The organism is Pseudomonas sp. S4_EA_1b, assembly GCF_016307435.1.
Taxonomy (GTDB): Bacteria; Pseudomonadota; Gammaproteobacteria; order Pseudomonadales; family Pseudomonadaceae; genus Aquipseudomonas; species Aquipseudomonas rhodesiae.
Map to the genome: position 1 here is coordinate 13313 of NZ_JAEILC010000157.1, position 15048 is coordinate 28360.

Consider the following 15048-nt stretch of genomic DNA (forward strand, 5'->3'; position numbering starts at 1 on the left):
GGCATCGTCACACCAGGATCACCCATGCTGTGTATTGAGTCAGGCGCAGGTCGGCAGTCAACAGTTTGATCGGCTCATTCATAGCGGTTGCGACGATCAGGCGATCGAACGGGTCCTTGTGGTGATGGTCGAGATTTTTTACCGCGATGGCGTGCTCTGAGGTGATGGGCAGTTCCAGGAAGCCACTTTCCAGGCAGTATTCACGCATTTCTTCCAGGTCCACATCGAGTTTTCCCAGGCCGACCTTGATCGCCATTTCCCAGAATGTCGCAGCGCTGATGTAAATCTCTGTGGCACTTTCGATCAGTTTTCGGGCCTTGTGGGATAACTTCGGGTGGTCGCACAAGGCCCAGAGCAGGATATGAGTGTCCAACAACACTCTCATGGAAGGCTGCCCTCAAGCGCAGATAGCAACTCATCTGGCAGTGGATCATCGAAGTCATCGGGGATCTCCAGCTTTCCTTTCATGGCGCCAATCCGCCGACGTTGCGCGTCCTTTGGCCAGCTATAGCCAAAACCCTGTGAACTATCGGAAACGGACCCAGCATTTACCGCAGCGGCCCGCTCAGTGCGTGAGTGTTTTTTATAGGTCAAGCCCATGGCGCCTCTCCTGAAAAGATGTCGCCAAAGTCTGCCGTAACCCGTACTTGCCCTTAAATAGTGGCCCGTGAAATCAGAACGAGCCTACTTTTTTCCATCAGAAAAATCCTCAACAGTCGCACGCCTCGTCATAGGTACCGGTCACCTGTCCCAATACGGCACTGCGCCAAAACACTCCACAAAGTAATCGATCACCGTACGCACCTTCAGCGACAGGCGCCGGCTGCCCGGCCACAACGCGGCGATCTGTTGCGGTTCGAGGGTGGTTGCCACTTCGTAGTCGGTCAGTACCGCCTGCAAGGTCCCGGCACGCAGGCTGTCGCCAATCAACCAGGAGGGGAACACCACCAGCCCCAGGCCCTGTTCGGCGGCGTGGGTGAGGGTGTCGGCGTGGTTGCCGGTGATGGGGCCTTTGACGCTGTACGGCGTCCAGTCGCCCTGGGCGCGGCGAAAGAACCAGCGTTGCTGGCCGGTGACGCCTTTGTAGGCCAGGCACTGGTGCTGGACCAGTTCGTCGGGATGACTGGGCGTGCCGTGCCGGGCCAGATACGCGGGGCTGGCGGCGATGCGAAAGCGCTGCGGCGCGAAAATACGCGCCTGCATGCTGGAGTCGTTGAGCACGCCGATACGAAACAGCAGGTCGGTACCGTCCTGCAAGGGGTCGACGTAGGTGTCGGTTTGCTGGATATCCAGTTGCAGCTTCGGATAGCGCCGGCATAACTCGCCCAGCCATGGCGAGAGGTGGCGCTGGCCGAAGACCATCGGCGCGTTGATGCGCACCAGGCCGCTGGGTTCGCGCTCCTGCTCCTGCAGGGCTTGCCCGGCGGCTTCCAATTGCTCCAGCACCAGGCGCGCATGCCGCCCGAGCAGGCGCCCGGCCTCGGTGGGGCTGACCGCGCGGGTGTGGCGATACAGCAACTGTTGCCCGAGGGCCTGCTCCATTAATTGGATCTGCCGCGATATCGAAGAGGGCGCCAGGCCCTCGCGACGCGCCACTTCGGAAAAACTGCCGTGGTCCAGCACCGCGACAAATAGGCGCAACGCCTTGAAACTCAGCTCATTCAAACCCTGCATGGTGGCTCCGTGCTGTGCGTTTTGCGCAAAGGTGTTGTCCGCATACTCCCATTTATCGCACAGCGCGGCCACCGGATAATCCCCGCCATCTTTTCAATCTTGAAACGCGGGTGATGTATGCAGGCAAGTTCCATCGAAGACGCGGCCCAGGCCAGGCCGAAAAGAAATTTATTGCGCTTGCTGCTGTTGCCGCTGGTGATCCTGGCCGGCATGGGCTTATCGGTGGAAGCCGGTTTGCTGGGGCCGTTGGGCGAGCAGGTGGGGCATTTGTGGGCGACCTTAAGCATTTTCGGCGTGGGTGCGGCGATTCTGTTTTTGCTGCTGTTGTTCAGTGGCCCGCAAAAAGGCCCGGCGCTCACCGAACTGCCGCGCTGGCAGTTGATCGGCGGCTTCCTCGGGCCGATGTACGTAGTGGTGTTGACCCTGGCCACGCCGCACATCGGCATTGCAATGACGATGATCGCGATCCTCTCGGGGCAGGTGGGCAAGAGCGTGCTGATTGACCATTTCGGCTGGTTCGGCACGGCGCGCAAGCGGGTTAATGGCGAGCGCTGGATCGCGCTGGCGTTGATCGTGGCGGCACTTGTTTTGATTGCACGAGGGTAAGGCGATGAATCTGATTTTTTTACTGATATTGGTGATTGCCGCCGGCGCGGTCCTCAGCGTGCAGGCGGCGATTAATGGCCGCCTGGGGCAGACAGTCGGCGTGCTGCGCAGCAGCCTGTTGACCTTCGCGGTCGGTGCATTGACCACGGCGCTGTTGATTTTCTTCTTTGAGCCGGCCCAGGCCGTAAGCCTGCTGGACGTGCCGAAGTGGCAATTGACCGGGGCGTTGTTCGGCGTGGTGTACATGATGGTCATGGTGGGCGCGGTGCCGGTGGTCGGCACGGCGGTGGCCACCGTGGCGGTGATCGTCGGGCAATTGGGCATGGGCATGCTGATCGACAATTTCGGCTGGCTGGGCAACCCGGCCATCGAACTGTCCGGCAGCCGTCTCGTCGCCATGGCCTGTCTGGCCTTGGCGCTGGTGTTCATGTACCGCAGCAATACGCGCACCGACTGATGGTTGGAACGATCCGCGCAGGCTGGCAGTCAGTGCTTATGGTGCCGGCGCTCGCCGCACCGTGACGACCATGAACGAGGAGTCTGACCATGCCAGATCAAACCTGTGCCTGCCCACACTGCAAATGTGTGCTGGGCGTCGATGCGGTAATGAAGGACGGTAAGGGTTATTGCTGCCAGGGCTGTGCCGAGCACCATGCCCACGGTGAACCTTGTGCTTCGGCCACGGGGTGTGAGTGCGCCAAATCGGCGAAAACCTGAAGGCGCCGTAAGTTCGGTGATGGTGGCGAGCAGCCTTGCTCGCCACGCAGGCCTCCAGGCGTTACTGGGTCTCCAGCTCCAACCGCAGGCTATGGTCGGCCAGGCGCTGACGGTCTTTGACCACGGCGCTGGTGCGTCGACCCTCCAGTGCGAACACCACGGTCTGCGCGTCTTGAAGATCTTCAGGTAAAGGCTGGAACACGTCGAGTACCAGCCAATCGGGTGTGTGCTGAAGGCTGACCTGACATTCGGCATGTTTGGCCAGCGGACCGAACAGGGTGTCTTGGGTGTAATCGATCCGCGCCTTGCCGTTGACTCTTTGCGGTAAAACCATGGGGTTATCTCCTTGTTCACGCCTGGGCGCGCGCGTCCGAGCGGCGCCATTGCACATTCTGGATGCCGTATTTCTCAGCCTGGGCCGGGCTGGTTTTTTTCACCTGTTCCCGCGCGAAGCGGCCAATACGGCCGACGCCCGCGTCACAACTGGCCCAATGCCAGGCTTCCAGCATGTCGAGTTTTTCCAGGCGGATAATGAATGACTTGGCTTCGCCATGAAGGGTGTAGTCGATCACAAACAGTTTTGCGTTATTCATGGGGCCATCGTCCCTGGTGGTGTAAGCAAGTGATCCTGGGGCGCGCTAAAAATTCACTCGGACTGTCGAGCGGTGCTGTTTACCATGGCGGCTCATTCGCCACCGACTGACCGACCATGGCCCTGGCCTCGCCCCCCGACCTCACCGATCACGCCGTTCCCGTGCAGCCGTTGGCGCGCACTTACCCGCGCGGCCTGTACATCGAACCGCACCGCCATGATTGGGGCCAGTTGCTCTACGCCATGAGCGGCGTGATGTGGGTGGAAACCCCGCGCGAAGCCCTGGTGGTGCCGCCCCAGCGTGCGGTCTGGCTGCCACCGGGGGTGGAACACGGGATTCGCGTGGTGTCGGATTTGCAGATGCGCAACATCTACCTGCGCCCTGCGTTGGCGGCGACGCTGGATGCCGAGGTACAGGTGATTGAGGTCGCAGGGCTGCTGCGCGAGCTGATCGTCACGCTGGTGGAGCAGGGTGACAGCGGCGATGGCGCCTACTACGACGCGGTGGTGGGCCTGGCCCTGCTGGAACTGCACCGCGCGCGGCGTTCGTCGATCCGCATCGCCATGCCGGTAGGCGCCGACCGCCGCCTGATCAACGCGTGCCAGGCGGTTATGGCGGCTCCGTCCCTGGCGATTGCGTTCGAGCAGCATGCCGAAGCGGCGGGTGCCAGCGTGCGTACCCTGGCGCGGTTGTTCCAGACTCACTTGGGTATGGGCTTCGCCGAGTGGCGACGTCAGGTGCAATTGGCCACGGCGGTGGCAGCGCTGATCCAGGGGCAGTCGGTGAGTGGCATCGCCCGCGCGCTGGGCTATTCGCCGAGCAGTTTCAGCGACATGTTCCGTCGCGAGCTGGGAGTGGCGCCGTCGCAGTACTGCAGTTGAAGAGTTGGCCGAAATCCTGAAGCAGTTGGCCGATACCGGCGCGGCGCGCTGCCTAGACTGGCGGCTTCAACTGACACGGCGTAATCCCCATGGACTATCTGATTTCCCTTGCCATCGGCCTGCTGGTGGGCGTGCTCTACGGCGCCCTGGATTTCCGCTCGCCCGCACCGCCGGCCATCGCCCTGGTGGGCCTGCTGGGCATGCTGCTGGGCGAAAAGCTCTGGCCCATGGGCCGGCATCTGGTCAGCGGCTGGTTGTCCTGAAGCCTTTTCTTCTGCTGGAGAGTGAACATGAACGCATTGCAATTTTCCGCCACCGGCGACCTCGCCGCGCTGCGCCTGGTTGACATCCCCACGCCGGTTCCGGCCGCGGGTGACGTGCTGGTGCAGATCAAAGCCGCCGGCCTAAACCCCAGCGACGTCAAAAACGTGCTCGGGCGTTTCCCCTACACCACTCTGCCACGCATCCCTGGCCGCGACTTTGCCGGCGTGGTGGTGCAGGGCCCCCAGGCGCTGCTCGGCCAGGAAGTGTGGGGCACCGGCCGGGACCTGGGGTTCTTTGCCGACGGCTCCCACGCCCAGTATCTGACCGTGTCGGCTCAAGGCGTGGCGCGTAAACCGGCGCAGTTGAGCTTTGCCCAGGCCGCCAGCCTCGGCGTGCCGTACACCACCGCGTGGGATGCGTTGGAGCGCAGCGGTGTCGGCAGCGGCACACGGTTGCTGGTGATCGGTGCCAATGGCGCCGTGGGCCGCGCGGCCCTGGCCTTGGGGAAGATTCGTGGGGCCCAGGTACTGGCGGCGGTGCGCCGTGCGGATCAAGTCGAGACGTTGCAGGCCGAGGGGTACACCGCGATTGCCCTGGGCGAGCCTGATGCGCTGGGTGCCCAGGTGCATGGGGTGTTCGAGGGCGGCGCTGAGGTGATCTTCGACACTACCGGTTTCTGGCTGCCGGCGGCGGTAGCGGGTCTGGCCCCGTTCGGGCGCATCGCGATCATCGCCGCGCCTGCGGACGGTCATGTGCAGCTACCGGCCCTGGCCCTGTATCGCAAGGGCGGCTCGGTGGTGGGCATCAATTCATTGCTCTACAACTGCGAACAATGTGCGGTGATGCTCGCGCAATTCGTGCGCTTCTTCGATGAAGGTACGTTGCCGCTGCCGACGGGCCTGCGCGAGGTGGCGCTGGCCGATGGGGTGGCCTGTTATGACGCGGTGAACCGGGGCAGCGCGGATAAATTCATTCTGCTGCCGTGAGAGGGCCAGGGCGCTTGCCTGCTAGAGCAAGCGCCCCTCGCGCAGGGCCATCCGCTCAGGCGTCTGGCACCCCTTTTTCCCACGCCGACCAGTTGTTCAAAATCGCCTGCACCAGCGGGTTACCGGCGCGGTACAGGTTCTCCAGCGCCGGCACGAAGCCGCCCTGGTCGGCGTACTTGAGCAGGTTATCCACCTCGCTGTAGCCGGGGTAGGGGCGGTCGAAGTCCGAGCCGGCGCGCACTACCGCCAGGCGCTGGATGTCTACCCGGCCCTCGCGGCTGGCGCGCAGCAGGGCTTCGTAGGTGGAGTTGTCTTCCTGCTGGGTGGTGCAGTACTCGCCTTTGTTGTCGGTCAGCAGCTTGGTCCAGACCTCGGCGCGTTCGCTCAGCCGCGTGCCGGAGAACCAGGTGTTGCCGGCCAGGGTGTCACAGCGAGTGACCTGCGGCGGCTGGTTGGCCGGGGCGGCGGGGTAGTGTTTGCGCCAGGCGGCCGACTCTTTGCTTTCACTCAGTTCGACCTTATGGGACAAGGCAAACGCCTTGGCCTGCAACGCCGGGTTTAGCTCGAATACTTCGGTCTTGTAGTCCAGCGGTGGCTTTTCGTTGGGGCCTTTGGTGTTGATACCCAGGTAACCGGTCGGCCAATCCTTGGGTGCATCCCGTGAATCCAACTCCCATTGAGTGCCGAATTCCACCAGGTAATGGGCCCACGCGGCGGTGCCGAGGGTGCCGTGCTTGGGGCTGATACCGGCGATACCGGCGACCAGGAAGTAGCTCTGGCGCAGGTCGAACTGCGGCGACAACGCCAGGGCCAGGGTGGACGCGGCGGCGTTGGTCTGACCCATGCCGGTGACCAGCAGGCACACATCCTGGGTGTTGCAGCGGATCACTGGATATTCGGCCGACAGACCCGGCACGCGCACTTCCTGCTTGAGCGCCAGACGGTCGATCCAGGTTTGCGCCTCGGGGGCGAACATGGTGATCAGCATCACTTTGGGCTTGATCGGCGCCTGTGCCAGCGCCACAGGGGCCAGCAAGGCGAGGCCGATGGCGATTGAGAGGCGGTTGAATACATTCATCGAGTGCTCCTTAGATCAGAATTGGTAGCCCACACCGGCGTAATAACCCCAGCCGTCGGAACGCGCGCGGAAGTTGCCTTCGCCGAAATTCAACTCGCTGCCGTCCTCCCAGTTGCCGCCGTTGTGAAAGTAGCGGCCGACCAGGGTGAAGCGCAGGTGCGTGAACGAATACAGCAGCACGTTGGTCGCCACCAAGGCGTTGGCGGTGCGCGCCGGGTTGTCCTTGTGCAGGTCCGAGCCGAAATCGTAGTTGGTGAAGCCGATGTAGGTCAGCGAGGCGCCGTTGTCGAACTTGCCGATGGGCACGATGTACTTCATCTGCGCGCGGTAGCCGTCCCACGAATACTCGTTGCTGGCCCCGTAGTTTTCCCACTGGTAGCGCCCGTAGAAGTTGGCCGACAGGTTGACCCGCGAGTGGGTCTCGATGTCGGTGCCCAGCCCGCTGTACAGCGTATTGGCGCGGTTTTCCTTGTTGCTGCCGTGGTCGTAGATCCAGTCGAACGCCACGTACCATTCCTTGAACGGGCCGACGGCCAGGCTGCGGCCGGCCAGGTAGTCGATGGAGATTCGCGGTTCGTGCTCCATGAACACCGGCGAGCCATGGTCCCACACGCCTTTGTCATTACTGTTACCGATGGTGAGGATCTTGGGCACATCGATATAGCCATACAGCTCGAACGGGCCTTTGCGGCCGAAATACTCGTATTCCAGGTAGATGTCATCGGTGGGCTTGGGGCCGAAGCTGATGTCTTTACTGCCGATCAGCGTGAGGTCCTGGTTGAACCAGTCCGACAGGTACACGCCTTGTTTCGCCGGGCTGGCTTCGGGGGCCAGGGTTTCGCCCTGTGCTGAGTCATCGGTGGGCTTGGACTGCGCCAAAATGGGTGCGCTGAGTAGTCCCGTAACGGCGGCCAGTAGCACAGAAACAGCCAATGGAGCGGGGAGCCGAGAGGTGCGATGCATTGAAAATCCCTGTTCTTGCGCGGTTTGAACCCGATTCTTCGGGCAGATCGGAACTTGTCTGGCAAGTTCTTAGCGCAAACGTTTGCACAGGCTGTACCAACTTTGGTTAGCGCACTGAAATAACTGGGAAATTCGGTTAATAGTCGACCTGTTGATCAACATTGGCTGGGTGTCATTTTTTGCTGCTGTCGAACAGGTGCACGGCGGTGTCGCGCCGATAGTCGCTGGGGGTTTGCTGCATCTCGATGCGAAAGTGCCGGTTGAAATTGGATAGGTTGGCGTAGCCCACTTCAAAGCAGATATCCGCCACCGACATCTCGCTTTGCAGCAGCAAGCGGCAGGCGCGCTGCACGCGAAATTTGCGCATCAGGTCGATAAAACCATGGCCGGTGTTGCGCTTGAAAAAACGCGAGAAGCCCGGCTCGCTCATGTCCAGCTGACGGGCGATCTCCGACAGGCGCACGTCGCCGGTCAGTTCGCGCATCAGGTAGTCGAACGCCTTGTGGATGCGTTCGGCGCTGCGTGCGTCCAGGGTGGGGGCGTAGCAGGGGCTGGCCAGGGTTTGCATCTGATGCGTCGGGGCGTTTTTCAGGGTGTCGAGCAATTGCAGGAACAGGATCAAGCGTTGCAGGCCCTGGGCGCGACCGATGTCTTCCATCAGGCACGCGGCCCGCACTGCGGTGTCGCCGCTGAAGGCCAGGCCGCGCCTCGCCTGTTCGAACAAGCGTTGTAAGTCGCCGAGTTCCGGCAGGGTGTTGCGCAAGGCGAGCAGGGCAGCCCCGTCGAATTGCAACACCACGTCGCGGCCGGCCAGGTATTCGCCGGGGGCGAGGTCGCCGATCCAGTCGTGGGGCAGGTCGGGGCCGATCAGCGCAACGTGCCCGGCGCTGAACGCACCAATGTAATCGCCCGCCACCAACTTGCCGCTGCCGTGGCGGATCAGGTGGATTTCAAACTCGGGATGATGGTTCCAGCGCGCCAGTTCATAGGGATAGTCGTGTTCGAACCAGCGAAAGCAATGGTCCGGCTCGGGCAGGATCACTTCGCGCTCTGCCGGGCGATGGTCGAACAGGGTGGCGCGGCTGACGGGCATGGGGATGCCTCTTGTTGGAGGGGAATGCCTAAAAATACGCCGCTGGTCATCCGTGCGCTACCCGCGCCTCGGCCCGCCACTGATACTTTTTTGCCTCTACGCCAAGGGTTAAAAAAGTACCAGAAGGGCATCCGCCACGGGTTTGTGAGGGCGTGACCAAGCTGCTGTAATCGGCGCTCAACAACAAAAACAACAGGTGGAAACCGCCATGCTCCCAACCTGCAAAACCACACTTGCCCATGCGTTGTTCGCGCTCAGCGGCCTGGCCCTGGCACTGCCCAGCCAAGCTGCCGACACCGTGACCATCGCCACCGTCAACAACAGCGACATGATCCGTATGCAGCGCTTGTCCAAGGTGTTCGAGCAGCAGCACCCGGACATCAAACTCAATTGGGTGGTGCTCGAAGAGAACGTCTTGCGCCAGCGCCTTACCACCGACATCGCCACCCAGGGCGGGCAGTTCGACGTGCTGACCATCGGCACTTATGAGACGCCGTTATGGGGCGCCAAGCACTGGTTGGAGCCGCTCACTCAACTGCCGCCCGACTACGATGTCGACGATATCTTCCCCTCGGTGCGCCAGGGCCTGTCGGTCAATAACACCCTCTACGCCTTGCCGTTCTACGGTGAAAGCACCGTGACCTACTACCGCACCGACCTGTTCCAGCAAGCCGGGCTGAGCATGCCCGCGCACCCTACCTGGAGCCAGCTCGGCGAATTCGCCGCCAAACTCACCGACAAAGCCCAGGGCCAATACGGGATGTGCCTGCGCGGCAAAGCCGGTTGGGGCGAGAACATCGCACTGCTGAGTACCATGGCCAATGCCTTCGGTGCGCGCTGGTTCGACGAGCAATGGACGCCGCAACTGACCAGCCCCGAGTGGACGGCGGCGGCCAATTTCTACGTTGACACCCTCAAGCAGTACGGGCCGCCGGGCGTGTCCAGCAATGGTTTCAACGAAACCCTGGCGCTGTTCAACAGCGGTAAATGCGCGATCTGGGTCGATGCCAGCGTGGCTGGTTCTTTCACCACCGACAAAAGTCAGAGCAAGGTCGCCGACCGCGTAGGTTTCGCGGCGGCGCCCACCGAAGTCACCGACAAAGGCTCTTCCTGGTTATACGCCTGGTCATTGGCGATTCCGGCCACGTCCAAGCACAAGGATGCGGCCAAGGCCTTTATCACCTGGGCTACGTCCAAGGAGTACATACAATGGGTCGCCGATCAAGACGGCATCACCAACGTACCGCCGGGCACCCGCCAGTCCACCTATAGCGCGGCCTATCTGAAAGCTGCACCGTTTGCTCAGGTGACCCTGGCGATGATGCAACACGCCGACCCCGCCCATCCGTCGCTTAAACCGGTGCCGTACGTGGGCATTCAGTACGTGACCATCCCCGAGTTCCAGGCCATCGGTACGTCGGTCGGCAAGCTGTTCTCGGCCGCGTTGACCGGCGGCATGTCGGTCGACCAAGCCTTGCAGCAGGCGCAAACCAGCACCGAACGCGAGATGAAACGCGCCGGCTATCCCAAATAATGATCAGGACATCACCATGAAACGACTCGACGGTAAGAGCGCGCTGGTCACCGGCTCGGCGCGGGGCATCGGCCGCGCGTTTGCCCAGGCCTATATCGCAGAAGGCGCCACGGTCGCCATCGCCGACATCAACCTGCAACAGGCGCGGCAAACCGCTGCCGAACTGGGCCCCCAGGCGTATGCGGTGGCCATGGATGTGACCGAGCAAGCCTCCATCGATGCGGCCATTGGCGCCGTGGTGGCCCACGCCGGCAAGCTGGATATTCTGATCAACAACGCAGCGTTGTTCGACCTGGCGCCCATCGTCGACATCACGCGCGAAAGCTTCGAACGGCTGTTCTCGATCAACGTCGCCGGCACCCTGTTCACCCTGCAGGCGGCTGCGCGACAGATGATCCGCCAGGGCCACGGCGGCAAAATCATCAACATGGCCAGCCAGGCTGGACGGCGCGGCGAACCGCTGGTGGCGGTGTACTGCGCGACGAAGGCGGCGGTGATCAGCCTGACGCAATCGGCGGGGCTGAACCTGATCCAACACGGCATCAACGTCAACGCCATCGCCCCCGGCGTGGTGGACGGCGAGCACTGGGATGGCGTCGACGCGCTGTTCGCCCGGCATGAGGGCCTGGCGCCGGGCGAGAAGAAAAAACGCGTGGGGACCGAAGTACCGTTCGGGCGCATGGGCACTGCCGAGGATCTGACCGGCATGGCGATCTTCCTGGCGACCAAGGACGCTGATTACGTGGTGGCCCAGACCTACAACGTCGACGGGGGTAACTGGATGAGCTGAGCCAGCCGGGCAGCCAGGCTACTCGGCAAAACTGCGATCAAAAAAGTACACCGCCCCAGGCTTCAGTTGTTGCAGCGTCGCCTGGGGCCTGCCGCCTTCGCCCGGCTTTTTACGGCCAGTCTCGCGCAGGTAGCCCGCCTCGGTCAGCTTCAACAAACGCTGACGAATACTGGTCTTGAGCACCGGTCTGCCCAGTACCACGGAAAAGATCGCCGTCGCTTGCGGCGCGCTGAATTCGTGCCCGAGGAACATCAACGGCAAGCTGCTGTATAGCGACTTGGACAACAACCGCTCCAGCACGGCTGCGACGATCAGGTTGTGATCGAATGGCAGCCGGATCCTGCCGTCCGCCACGGCATTGAGTGAAAACCAGCCCTGACGCTCACCCAGGCTGACCTCACCCGCCACGATTGCCAGGTAATACGTCGACGACGACCAGCAGCGCGGGTCGCGAAACGCATCGCCCACCGTGCCGACCTGTTCGCACCAGGCCAGTTCCAGGCCGACCTTGTCACTGGCGCGCAATCGCTCCACGGCATCTTTGAGGCTCAGATCTTGCACGTCGCCATTGACCACCACCCCCGGAAGCGCCCAGTGCTCGGCGAACGGTTCGGCTTCGCGCTGATTCAGCAGCAGTTTGATCTCTCCCGACTCGCGGCAATAAAACAGCACGCACAGGTCGACGGTGTGGAGGTAGGGGCTGAGTGACATGGGGCTTCCTTCTAAACAGCGGTGGGGCACAGTCTAACGGATCGAAAAAATATGTCATGTACTTGCACCGATACTTATTGATAAATGTTTCTTGCAATGAAAGTACATGACGTGTACTTTTGTTTCCAGGCCACAGGAGAACCGCCATGACCCTTTCCAAAACTGCCATTGCTTCATTCGACGTCGATGCCCAGAAGAGCTTTACGCCCCTGTGCCCCAACGAGTTGCCCGTGGCCGGCGGTGATCAGATCGGTGCCGAGCTGAACTACATGGCCAGCCTGGTCGGCCATCGTATCGGCAGCAAAGATGCGCACACCCCTAACGCTCCGTGGGTGGTCCAGCAGCAGAGCGACATGATGCAAGCCACCGGCCTGGAGCACGCCGACCTCACCTGGGTCAGCCACTGCGTGCCGGGCACCGAAGGCTTTACCTTGCTCGACGAACTGCCCACCCCGTATGACTACGATTACTTCGTCTGGAAAGGCGTCGAACCCGACCTGCATCCCTACGGCGCCTGTTACCACGACCTGCACGACAAGCTGTCCACTGGTGTCATCGAATATTTGAAAGCCCACGGCGTGGCCCGTGTGATCGTCGGCGGCCTGGCCCTGGATTTCTGCGTCAAGACCACCGCCTTGCAACTGCTCAAGGCCGGCCTGGAAGTGGTCCTGCACCTGCCGGCGTGCCGTGGGATCAGCGAGGAGGGCGGTGTGCAGGCCGTCAATGAGTTGCTCAAGGCGGGGGCCGTTATCAGCCGCACCCGCGAAGAACTGGCCGCGATGGCCACGCGTTAAGGAGAGACACCATGGAAAGTGCATACGACTACGAATCCCCGGTGATTCAGGGCTTGCTCGACACCGACTACTACACCTTCACCATGATGCAAGCGGTGTTGCACCAGCACCCCAACGTGGATGTCGAATACAACTTCATCGTGCGTTCCAAGGAAAAGCTCGGCCACTTGATCCCCGAACTGCGCGCCGAGCTGGAAAAACTCGCTGGCCTGCAAATGCGCGAAGGCGAGCTGCGCTTTTTGTTCAACCCGCGTTTTCGCGAATACCTTACACCCGACTACGAGCGCTTCCTCGGTCTGTTCCGCTTCAACCTGCGCTATATCCATGTGAGTGAAGTGGACGGCCAGCTCAACATCCGCGTGATCGGCCCGATGCTGCACTGCATCATGTTCGAGCAACCGGTGCTGGCCCTGGTCAGCGAACTGCGCAACCGCGATAAATACCCCGACGTGACTCTGGAAGACGTCACCCGCAAGCTCTATCAGAAATTCGACTGGCTGGAAAAAAACCTCAGCCGCGAGGAACTCGCCGACCTGCGGGTGTCCGATTTTTCCACCCGTCGGCGCCTGTCGTTCAAGGCCCAACGCGAAGTGGTAGACATCATGCGCCGCGACTTCCCCGGCCAGTTTGTCGGCACCAGCAACGCCCACCTGGCCTACGAGTTTGACCTGCCGCTGATCGGCACCATGGCCCACCAATGGCTGATGGTGCACCAGCAACTGGGGCGCCTGCGCGAAAGTCAGAACGCCGCGCTGGAAAACTGGGTACGTGAATACCGCGGCCGCCTCGGCATTGCCTTGACCGACTGCATCAGCACCGATTTTTTCCTCAAGGATTTTGACCTGTACTTCGCCAAGCTCTACGACGGCCTGCGCCAGGACTCCGGTGATCCCATCGTGTGGGCCGATAAAGTGCTGGCCAGATACAAGGAACTTGGCATCGACCCCATGACCAAAGACCTTATGTTTTCCGATGGGCTGAACTTCGAAAAATGCCTGCCGATCCTGCGCCACATTCGCGGCAAGGCCCGCTTCGGTTTCGGCATGGGCACCAGCCTGGCCTGCGATGTGGACGGCGTGGAGCCGCTGAGCATTGTGATGAAACTGGTGCGGGTCCACGGCGAACCGGTGGTGAAGTTTTCCGATGACCCGGTGAAAAACGTCTGCGAAGACGCCTCGTTTTTGCAGTACGCCGCGCAAGTCTTCAACGTTGGCAAAGTGGAGGTGTGACATGCAAACCCAGGACCGCATCGCTCAGGAACTGAACATCAACCGCGCGCTGGTCAAGGGCGGTGAGCCCCAGGAAATCCAACGTCGCATCGATTTCATCACACACACATTGCGCCAGTCCGGCTGCACAGCGCTGGTGCTGGGCATCAGCGGTGGCGTCGACTCGCTGGTGGCAGGCCGCTTGTGTCAGCTGGCCGCCGAACAACTGCGTGACGATGGTTATCCCGCGCGGTTTATCGCCATGCGCCTGCCTTACAAGAGCCAGGCCGATGAGCACGATGCTCAGGCCTCCCTGGACTTCATCAAGCCGGACCAGATCGACACCCTGAATATCGCCGCCAGTGTCGACGGCTTGATGGCCAGCCTGGCGGCCAGCGAAGCCAGCGCTGCGCAGGTGGATTTCATCAAAGGCAACGTCAAGGCCCGTGCCCGCATGATCGCGCAGTACGCCGTGGCCAACCTGCACAACGGCCTGGTGGTGGGTACTGACCATGCCGCCGAAGCGCTGATGGGCTTCTTCACCAAGTTCGGCGACGGCGCTTGTGACCTGGCGCCGCTGTCCGGCCTGACCAAGACCCAGGTACGCCTGCTCGGCACCGCACTGGGCGCTCCGGCCAACCTGGTCAAAAAAGCCCCCACCGCCGACCTCGAAGAACTGGCGCCGGGCAAACTGGACGAAGTCGCTTACGGCTGCACCTATGACGATATCGATGCCTACCTGATGGGCGAACCCGTCAGTGAGCAGGTACGCACGATAGTGGAGAGCGCCTACCGCAAGACCGCACACAAACGCGCGCTGCCCACCGTCCCCCTCTAACCTCGTACCCTGTCCGGGACGAGTGGGCTTGCTTATGGTGAACAGGCTCGCAGGTGGTGAGCGAGCCCCCTCCCACAGTTAAACTCCTCTGGGCCACCACCCGGCAACCGGTGCATCTGGCCCCAATAGCCATAGATCTCTACACACGTTTCAAAGGCTGAAATAACTCTGTGGTGAGCGGGCTTGCCCCGCGCTGGGCCGCGAAGCGGCCCCATTCCAGGAGATGCGGTTTAGCTGACACACCGAGGTGCCTGGGGTTGGGGCTGCTTCGCAGCCCAGCGCGGGGCAAGCCCGCTCACCACAGCAAGCCCCCTCCCA

20 protein-coding genes are annotated in these 15048 nt (G+C 61.9%); 11 read left to right on the top strand and 9 right to left on the bottom strand.

Translation table 11 applies throughout. From position 1 onward, the window contains the following. Positions 1 to 7 precede the first annotated feature (7 nt). The 3 genes from YA0848_RS33910 to YA0848_RS33920 all read right to left on the bottom strand — a co-directional run bounded on the left by YA0848_RS33910 (position 8) and on the right by YA0848_RS33920 (position 1674). Complete coding sequence (locus YA0848_RS33910) at positions 8 to 385, bottom strand: type II toxin-antitoxin system VapC family toxin (protein ID WP_034138684.1); 378 nt, start codon at positions 383 to 385, stop codon at positions 8 to 10. Continuing rightward, positions 382 to 600: a hypothetical protein gene (locus YA0848_RS33915; RefSeq protein WP_080758715.1), complete on the bottom strand. Its 219-nt coding sequence runs from the start codon at positions 598 to 600 to the stop codon at positions 382 to 384. The genes YA0848_RS33910 and YA0848_RS33915 overlap by 4 nt, the downstream gene beginning before the upstream one ends. A 141-nt stretch (positions 601 to 741) precedes the next feature. Next, positions 742 to 1674, bottom strand: a complete 933-nt coding sequence (locus YA0848_RS33920) for a LysR family transcriptional regulator (protein WP_047882911.1) — start codon at positions 1672 to 1674, stop codon at positions 742 to 744. 117 nt (positions 1675 to 1791) lie between these two features. Between YA0848_RS33920 and YA0848_RS33925 the strand changes: the two genes are divergently transcribed. The 3 genes from YA0848_RS33925 to YA0848_RS33935 all read left to right on the top strand — a co-directional run bounded on the left by YA0848_RS33925 (position 1792) and on the right by YA0848_RS33935 (position 2997). Then, complete coding sequence (locus YA0848_RS33925; RefSeq protein WP_034113053.1) at positions 1792 to 2280, top strand: DMT family transporter; 489 nt, start codon at positions 1792 to 1794, stop codon at positions 2278 to 2280. A gap of 4 nt (positions 2281 to 2284) precedes the next feature. After that, on the top strand, positions 2285 to 2737 hold the full coding sequence (locus YA0848_RS33930; RefSeq protein ID WP_034096940.1) for a DMT family transporter: 453 nt from the start codon (positions 2285 to 2287) through the stop codon (positions 2735 to 2737). Positions 2738 to 2826: 89 nt separating this feature from the next. Continuing rightward, positions 2827 to 2997, top strand: a complete 171-nt coding sequence (locus YA0848_RS33935; RefSeq protein WP_080758716.1) for a metallothionein — start codon at positions 2827 to 2829, stop codon at positions 2995 to 2997. Between the two features lie 61 nt (positions 2998 to 3058). Here YA0848_RS33935 and YA0848_RS33940 read toward each other — a convergent pair whose 3' ends face one another. Both YA0848_RS33940 and YA0848_RS33945 read right to left on the bottom strand, forming a co-directional pair. Then, positions 3059 to 3331 (bottom strand): hypothetical protein, encoded by a 273-nt coding sequence (locus tag YA0848_RS33940; protein WP_034113054.1) that lies wholly within the window; start codon positions 3329 to 3331, stop codon positions 3059 to 3061. Positions 3332 to 3347: 16 nt separating this feature from the next. After that, entirely contained in the window at positions 3348 to 3590 is a 243-nt protein-coding gene (locus YA0848_RS33945) for a DUF6555 family protein (RefSeq protein ID WP_034113055.1), read from the bottom strand. Between the two features lie 116 nt (positions 3591 to 3706). Between YA0848_RS33945 and YA0848_RS33950 the strand changes: the two genes are divergently transcribed. From YA0848_RS33950 to YA0848_RS33960, 3 genes are all read left to right on the top strand, one after another. Next, on the top strand, positions 3707 to 4471 hold the full coding sequence (locus YA0848_RS33950) for an AraC family transcriptional regulator (RefSeq protein ID WP_169903861.1): 765 nt from the start codon (positions 3707 to 3709) through the stop codon (positions 4469 to 4471). Between the two features lie 89 nt (positions 4472 to 4560). After that, positions 4561 to 4734: a DUF1427 family protein gene (locus tag YA0848_RS33955; protein ID WP_080758717.1), complete on the top strand. Its 174-nt coding sequence runs from the start codon at positions 4561 to 4563 to the stop codon at positions 4732 to 4734. A 27-nt stretch (positions 4735 to 4761) separates the two neighbouring features. Then, positions 4762 to 5721, top strand: coding sequence for a quinone oxidoreductase family protein (locus YA0848_RS33960; protein WP_169903860.1), 960 nt, complete (start codon positions 4762 to 4764; stop codon positions 5719 to 5721). 55 nt (positions 5722 to 5776) lie between these two features. Here YA0848_RS33960 and YA0848_RS33965 read toward each other — a convergent pair whose 3' ends face one another. From YA0848_RS33965 to YA0848_RS33975, 3 genes are all read right to left on the bottom strand, one after another. Next, positions 5777 to 6799: a purine-nucleoside phosphorylase gene (locus YA0848_RS33965; protein WP_047882905.1), complete on the bottom strand. Its 1023-nt coding sequence runs from the start codon at positions 6797 to 6799 to the stop codon at positions 5777 to 5779. Between the two features lie 15 nt (positions 6800 to 6814). Next, the gene (locus YA0848_RS33970; RefSeq protein WP_099312327.1) at positions 6815 to 7762 is read right to left on the bottom strand and encodes a nucleoside-specific channel-forming protein Tsx; all 948 of its coding nucleotides are present in this window, start codon (positions 7760 to 7762) and stop codon (positions 6815 to 6817) included. A 172-nt stretch (positions 7763 to 7934) separates the two neighbouring features. Continuing rightward, positions 7935 to 8855, bottom strand: a complete 921-nt coding sequence (locus YA0848_RS33975; protein ID WP_034096947.1) for a helix-turn-helix domain-containing protein — start codon at positions 8853 to 8855, stop codon at positions 7935 to 7937. A 208-nt stretch (positions 8856 to 9063) separates the two neighbouring features. On the opposite strand from YA0848_RS33975, the gene YA0848_RS33980 reads away from it, so the two are divergent. Together YA0848_RS33980 and YA0848_RS33985 are read left to right on the top strand one after the other, a co-directional pair. After that, positions 9064 to 10389 (top strand): ABC transporter substrate-binding protein, encoded by a 1326-nt coding sequence (locus YA0848_RS33980; RefSeq protein ID WP_034096948.1) that lies wholly within the window; start codon positions 9064 to 9066, stop codon positions 10387 to 10389. A gap of 16 nt (positions 10390 to 10405) precedes the next feature. Continuing rightward, positions 10406 to 11179 carry an L-iditol 2-dehydrogenase gene (locus YA0848_RS33985; protein WP_169903859.1) on the top strand — a complete coding sequence of 258 codons (774 nt, stop codon included), beginning with the start codon at positions 10406 to 10408 and terminating at the stop codon, positions 11177 to 11179. An 18-nt stretch (positions 11180 to 11197) separates the two neighbouring features. Here the strand turns inward: YA0848_RS33985 and YA0848_RS33990 are convergent, their stop codons facing one another. Beyond that, positions 11198 to 11890, bottom strand: a complete 693-nt coding sequence (locus YA0848_RS33990) for an NUDIX hydrolase (protein WP_034096950.1) — start codon at positions 11888 to 11890, stop codon at positions 11198 to 11200. 146 nt (positions 11891 to 12036) lie between these two features. Here YA0848_RS33990 and YA0848_RS33995 point away from each other — a divergent pair, with 146 nt between their 5' ends. From YA0848_RS33995 to nadE, 3 genes are read left to right on the top strand one after another with little or no spacing between them, the layout of a single operon-like run. Continuing rightward, positions 12037 to 12684, top strand: a complete 648-nt coding sequence (locus tag YA0848_RS33995; RefSeq protein ID WP_034096951.1) for a nicotinamidase — start codon at positions 12037 to 12039, stop codon at positions 12682 to 12684. Positions 12685 to 12695: 11 nt separating this feature from the next. After that, a complete protein-coding gene (gene pncB, locus YA0848_RS34000) occupies positions 12696 to 13913 on the top strand; it encodes a nicotinate phosphoribosyltransferase (protein ID WP_099312318.1) in 1218 nt (405 codons plus the stop codon). A gap of 1 nt (position 13914) precedes the next feature. Next, positions 13915 to 14730: an ammonia-dependent NAD(+) synthetase gene (nadE, locus tag YA0848_RS34005; RefSeq protein WP_169903858.1), complete on the top strand. Its 816-nt coding sequence runs from the start codon at positions 13915 to 13917 to the stop codon at positions 14728 to 14730. The last annotated feature ends 318 nt before the right edge of the window (positions 14731 to 15048 follow it).

Bases quoted from the DNA above. Each gene is read 5' to 3' on its own strand.
- YA0848_RS33950 (WP_169903861.1), top strand. From the start codon at position 3,707: ATGGCCCTGGCCTCGCCCCCCGACCTCACCGATCACGCCGTTCCCGTG.
- YA0848_RS33910 (WP_034138684.1), bottom strand. From the start codon at position 385: ATGAGAGTGTTGTTGGACACTCATATCCTGCTCTGGGCCTTGTGCGAC.
- nadE (WP_169903858.1), top strand. From the start codon at position 13,915: ATGCAAACCCAGGACCGCATCGCTCAGGAACTGAACATCAACCGCGCG.
- YA0848_RS33935 (WP_080758716.1), top strand. From the start codon at position 2,827: ATGCCAGATCAAACCTGTGCCTGCCCACACTGCAAATGTGTGCTGGGC.
- YA0848_RS33990 (WP_034096950.1), bottom strand. From the start codon at position 11,890: ATGTCACTCAGCCCCTACCTCCACACCGTCGACCTGTGCGTGCTGTTT.
- YA0848_RS33920 (WP_047882911.1), bottom strand. From the start codon at position 1,674: ATGCAGGGTTTGAATGAGCTGAGTTTCAAGGCGTTGCGCCTATTTGTC.
- YA0848_RS33965 (WP_047882905.1), bottom strand. From the start codon at position 6,799: ATGAATGTATTCAACCGCCTCTCAATCGCCATCGGCCTCGCCTTGCTG.
- YA0848_RS33970 (WP_099312327.1), bottom strand. From the start codon at position 7,762: ATGCATCGCACCTCTCGGCTCCCCGCTCCATTGGCTGTTTCTGTGCTA.
- YA0848_RS33955 (WP_080758717.1), top strand. From the start codon at position 4,561: ATGGACTATCTGATTTCCCTTGCCATCGGCCTGCTGGTGGGCGTGCTC.
- YA0848_RS33925 (WP_034113053.1), top strand. From the start codon at position 1,792: ATGCAGGCAAGTTCCATCGAAGACGCGGCCCAGGCCAGGCCGAAAAGA.
- YA0848_RS33995 (WP_034096951.1), top strand. From the start codon at position 12,037: ATGACCCTTTCCAAAACTGCCATTGCTTCATTCGACGTCGATGCCCAG.
- YA0848_RS33945 (WP_034113055.1), bottom strand. From the start codon at position 3,590: ATGAATAACGCAAAACTGTTTGTGATCGACTACACCCTTCATGGCGAA.
- YA0848_RS33940 (WP_034113054.1), bottom strand. From the start codon at position 3,331: ATGGTTTTACCGCAAAGAGTCAACGGCAAGGCGCGGATCGATTACACC.
- YA0848_RS33980 (WP_034096948.1), top strand. From the start codon at position 9,064: ATGCTCCCAACCTGCAAAACCACACTTGCCCATGCGTTGTTCGCGCTC.
- pncB (WP_099312318.1), top strand. From the start codon at position 12,696: ATGGAAAGTGCATACGACTACGAATCCCCGGTGATTCAGGGCTTGCTC.
- YA0848_RS33985 (WP_169903859.1), top strand. From the start codon at position 10,406: ATGAAACGACTCGACGGTAAGAGCGCGCTGGTCACCGGCTCGGCGCGG.
- YA0848_RS33960 (WP_169903860.1), top strand. From the start codon at position 4,762: ATGAACGCATTGCAATTTTCCGCCACCGGCGACCTCGCCGCGCTGCGC.
- YA0848_RS33930 (WP_034096940.1), top strand. From the start codon at position 2,285: ATGAATCTGATTTTTTTACTGATATTGGTGATTGCCGCCGGCGCGGTC.
- YA0848_RS33915 (WP_080758715.1), bottom strand. From the start codon at position 600: ATGGGCTTGACCTATAAAAAACACTCACGCACTGAGCGGGCCGCTGCG.
- YA0848_RS33975 (WP_034096947.1), bottom strand. From the start codon at position 8,855: ATGCCCGTCAGCCGCGCCACCCTGTTCGACCATCGCCCGGCAGAGCGC.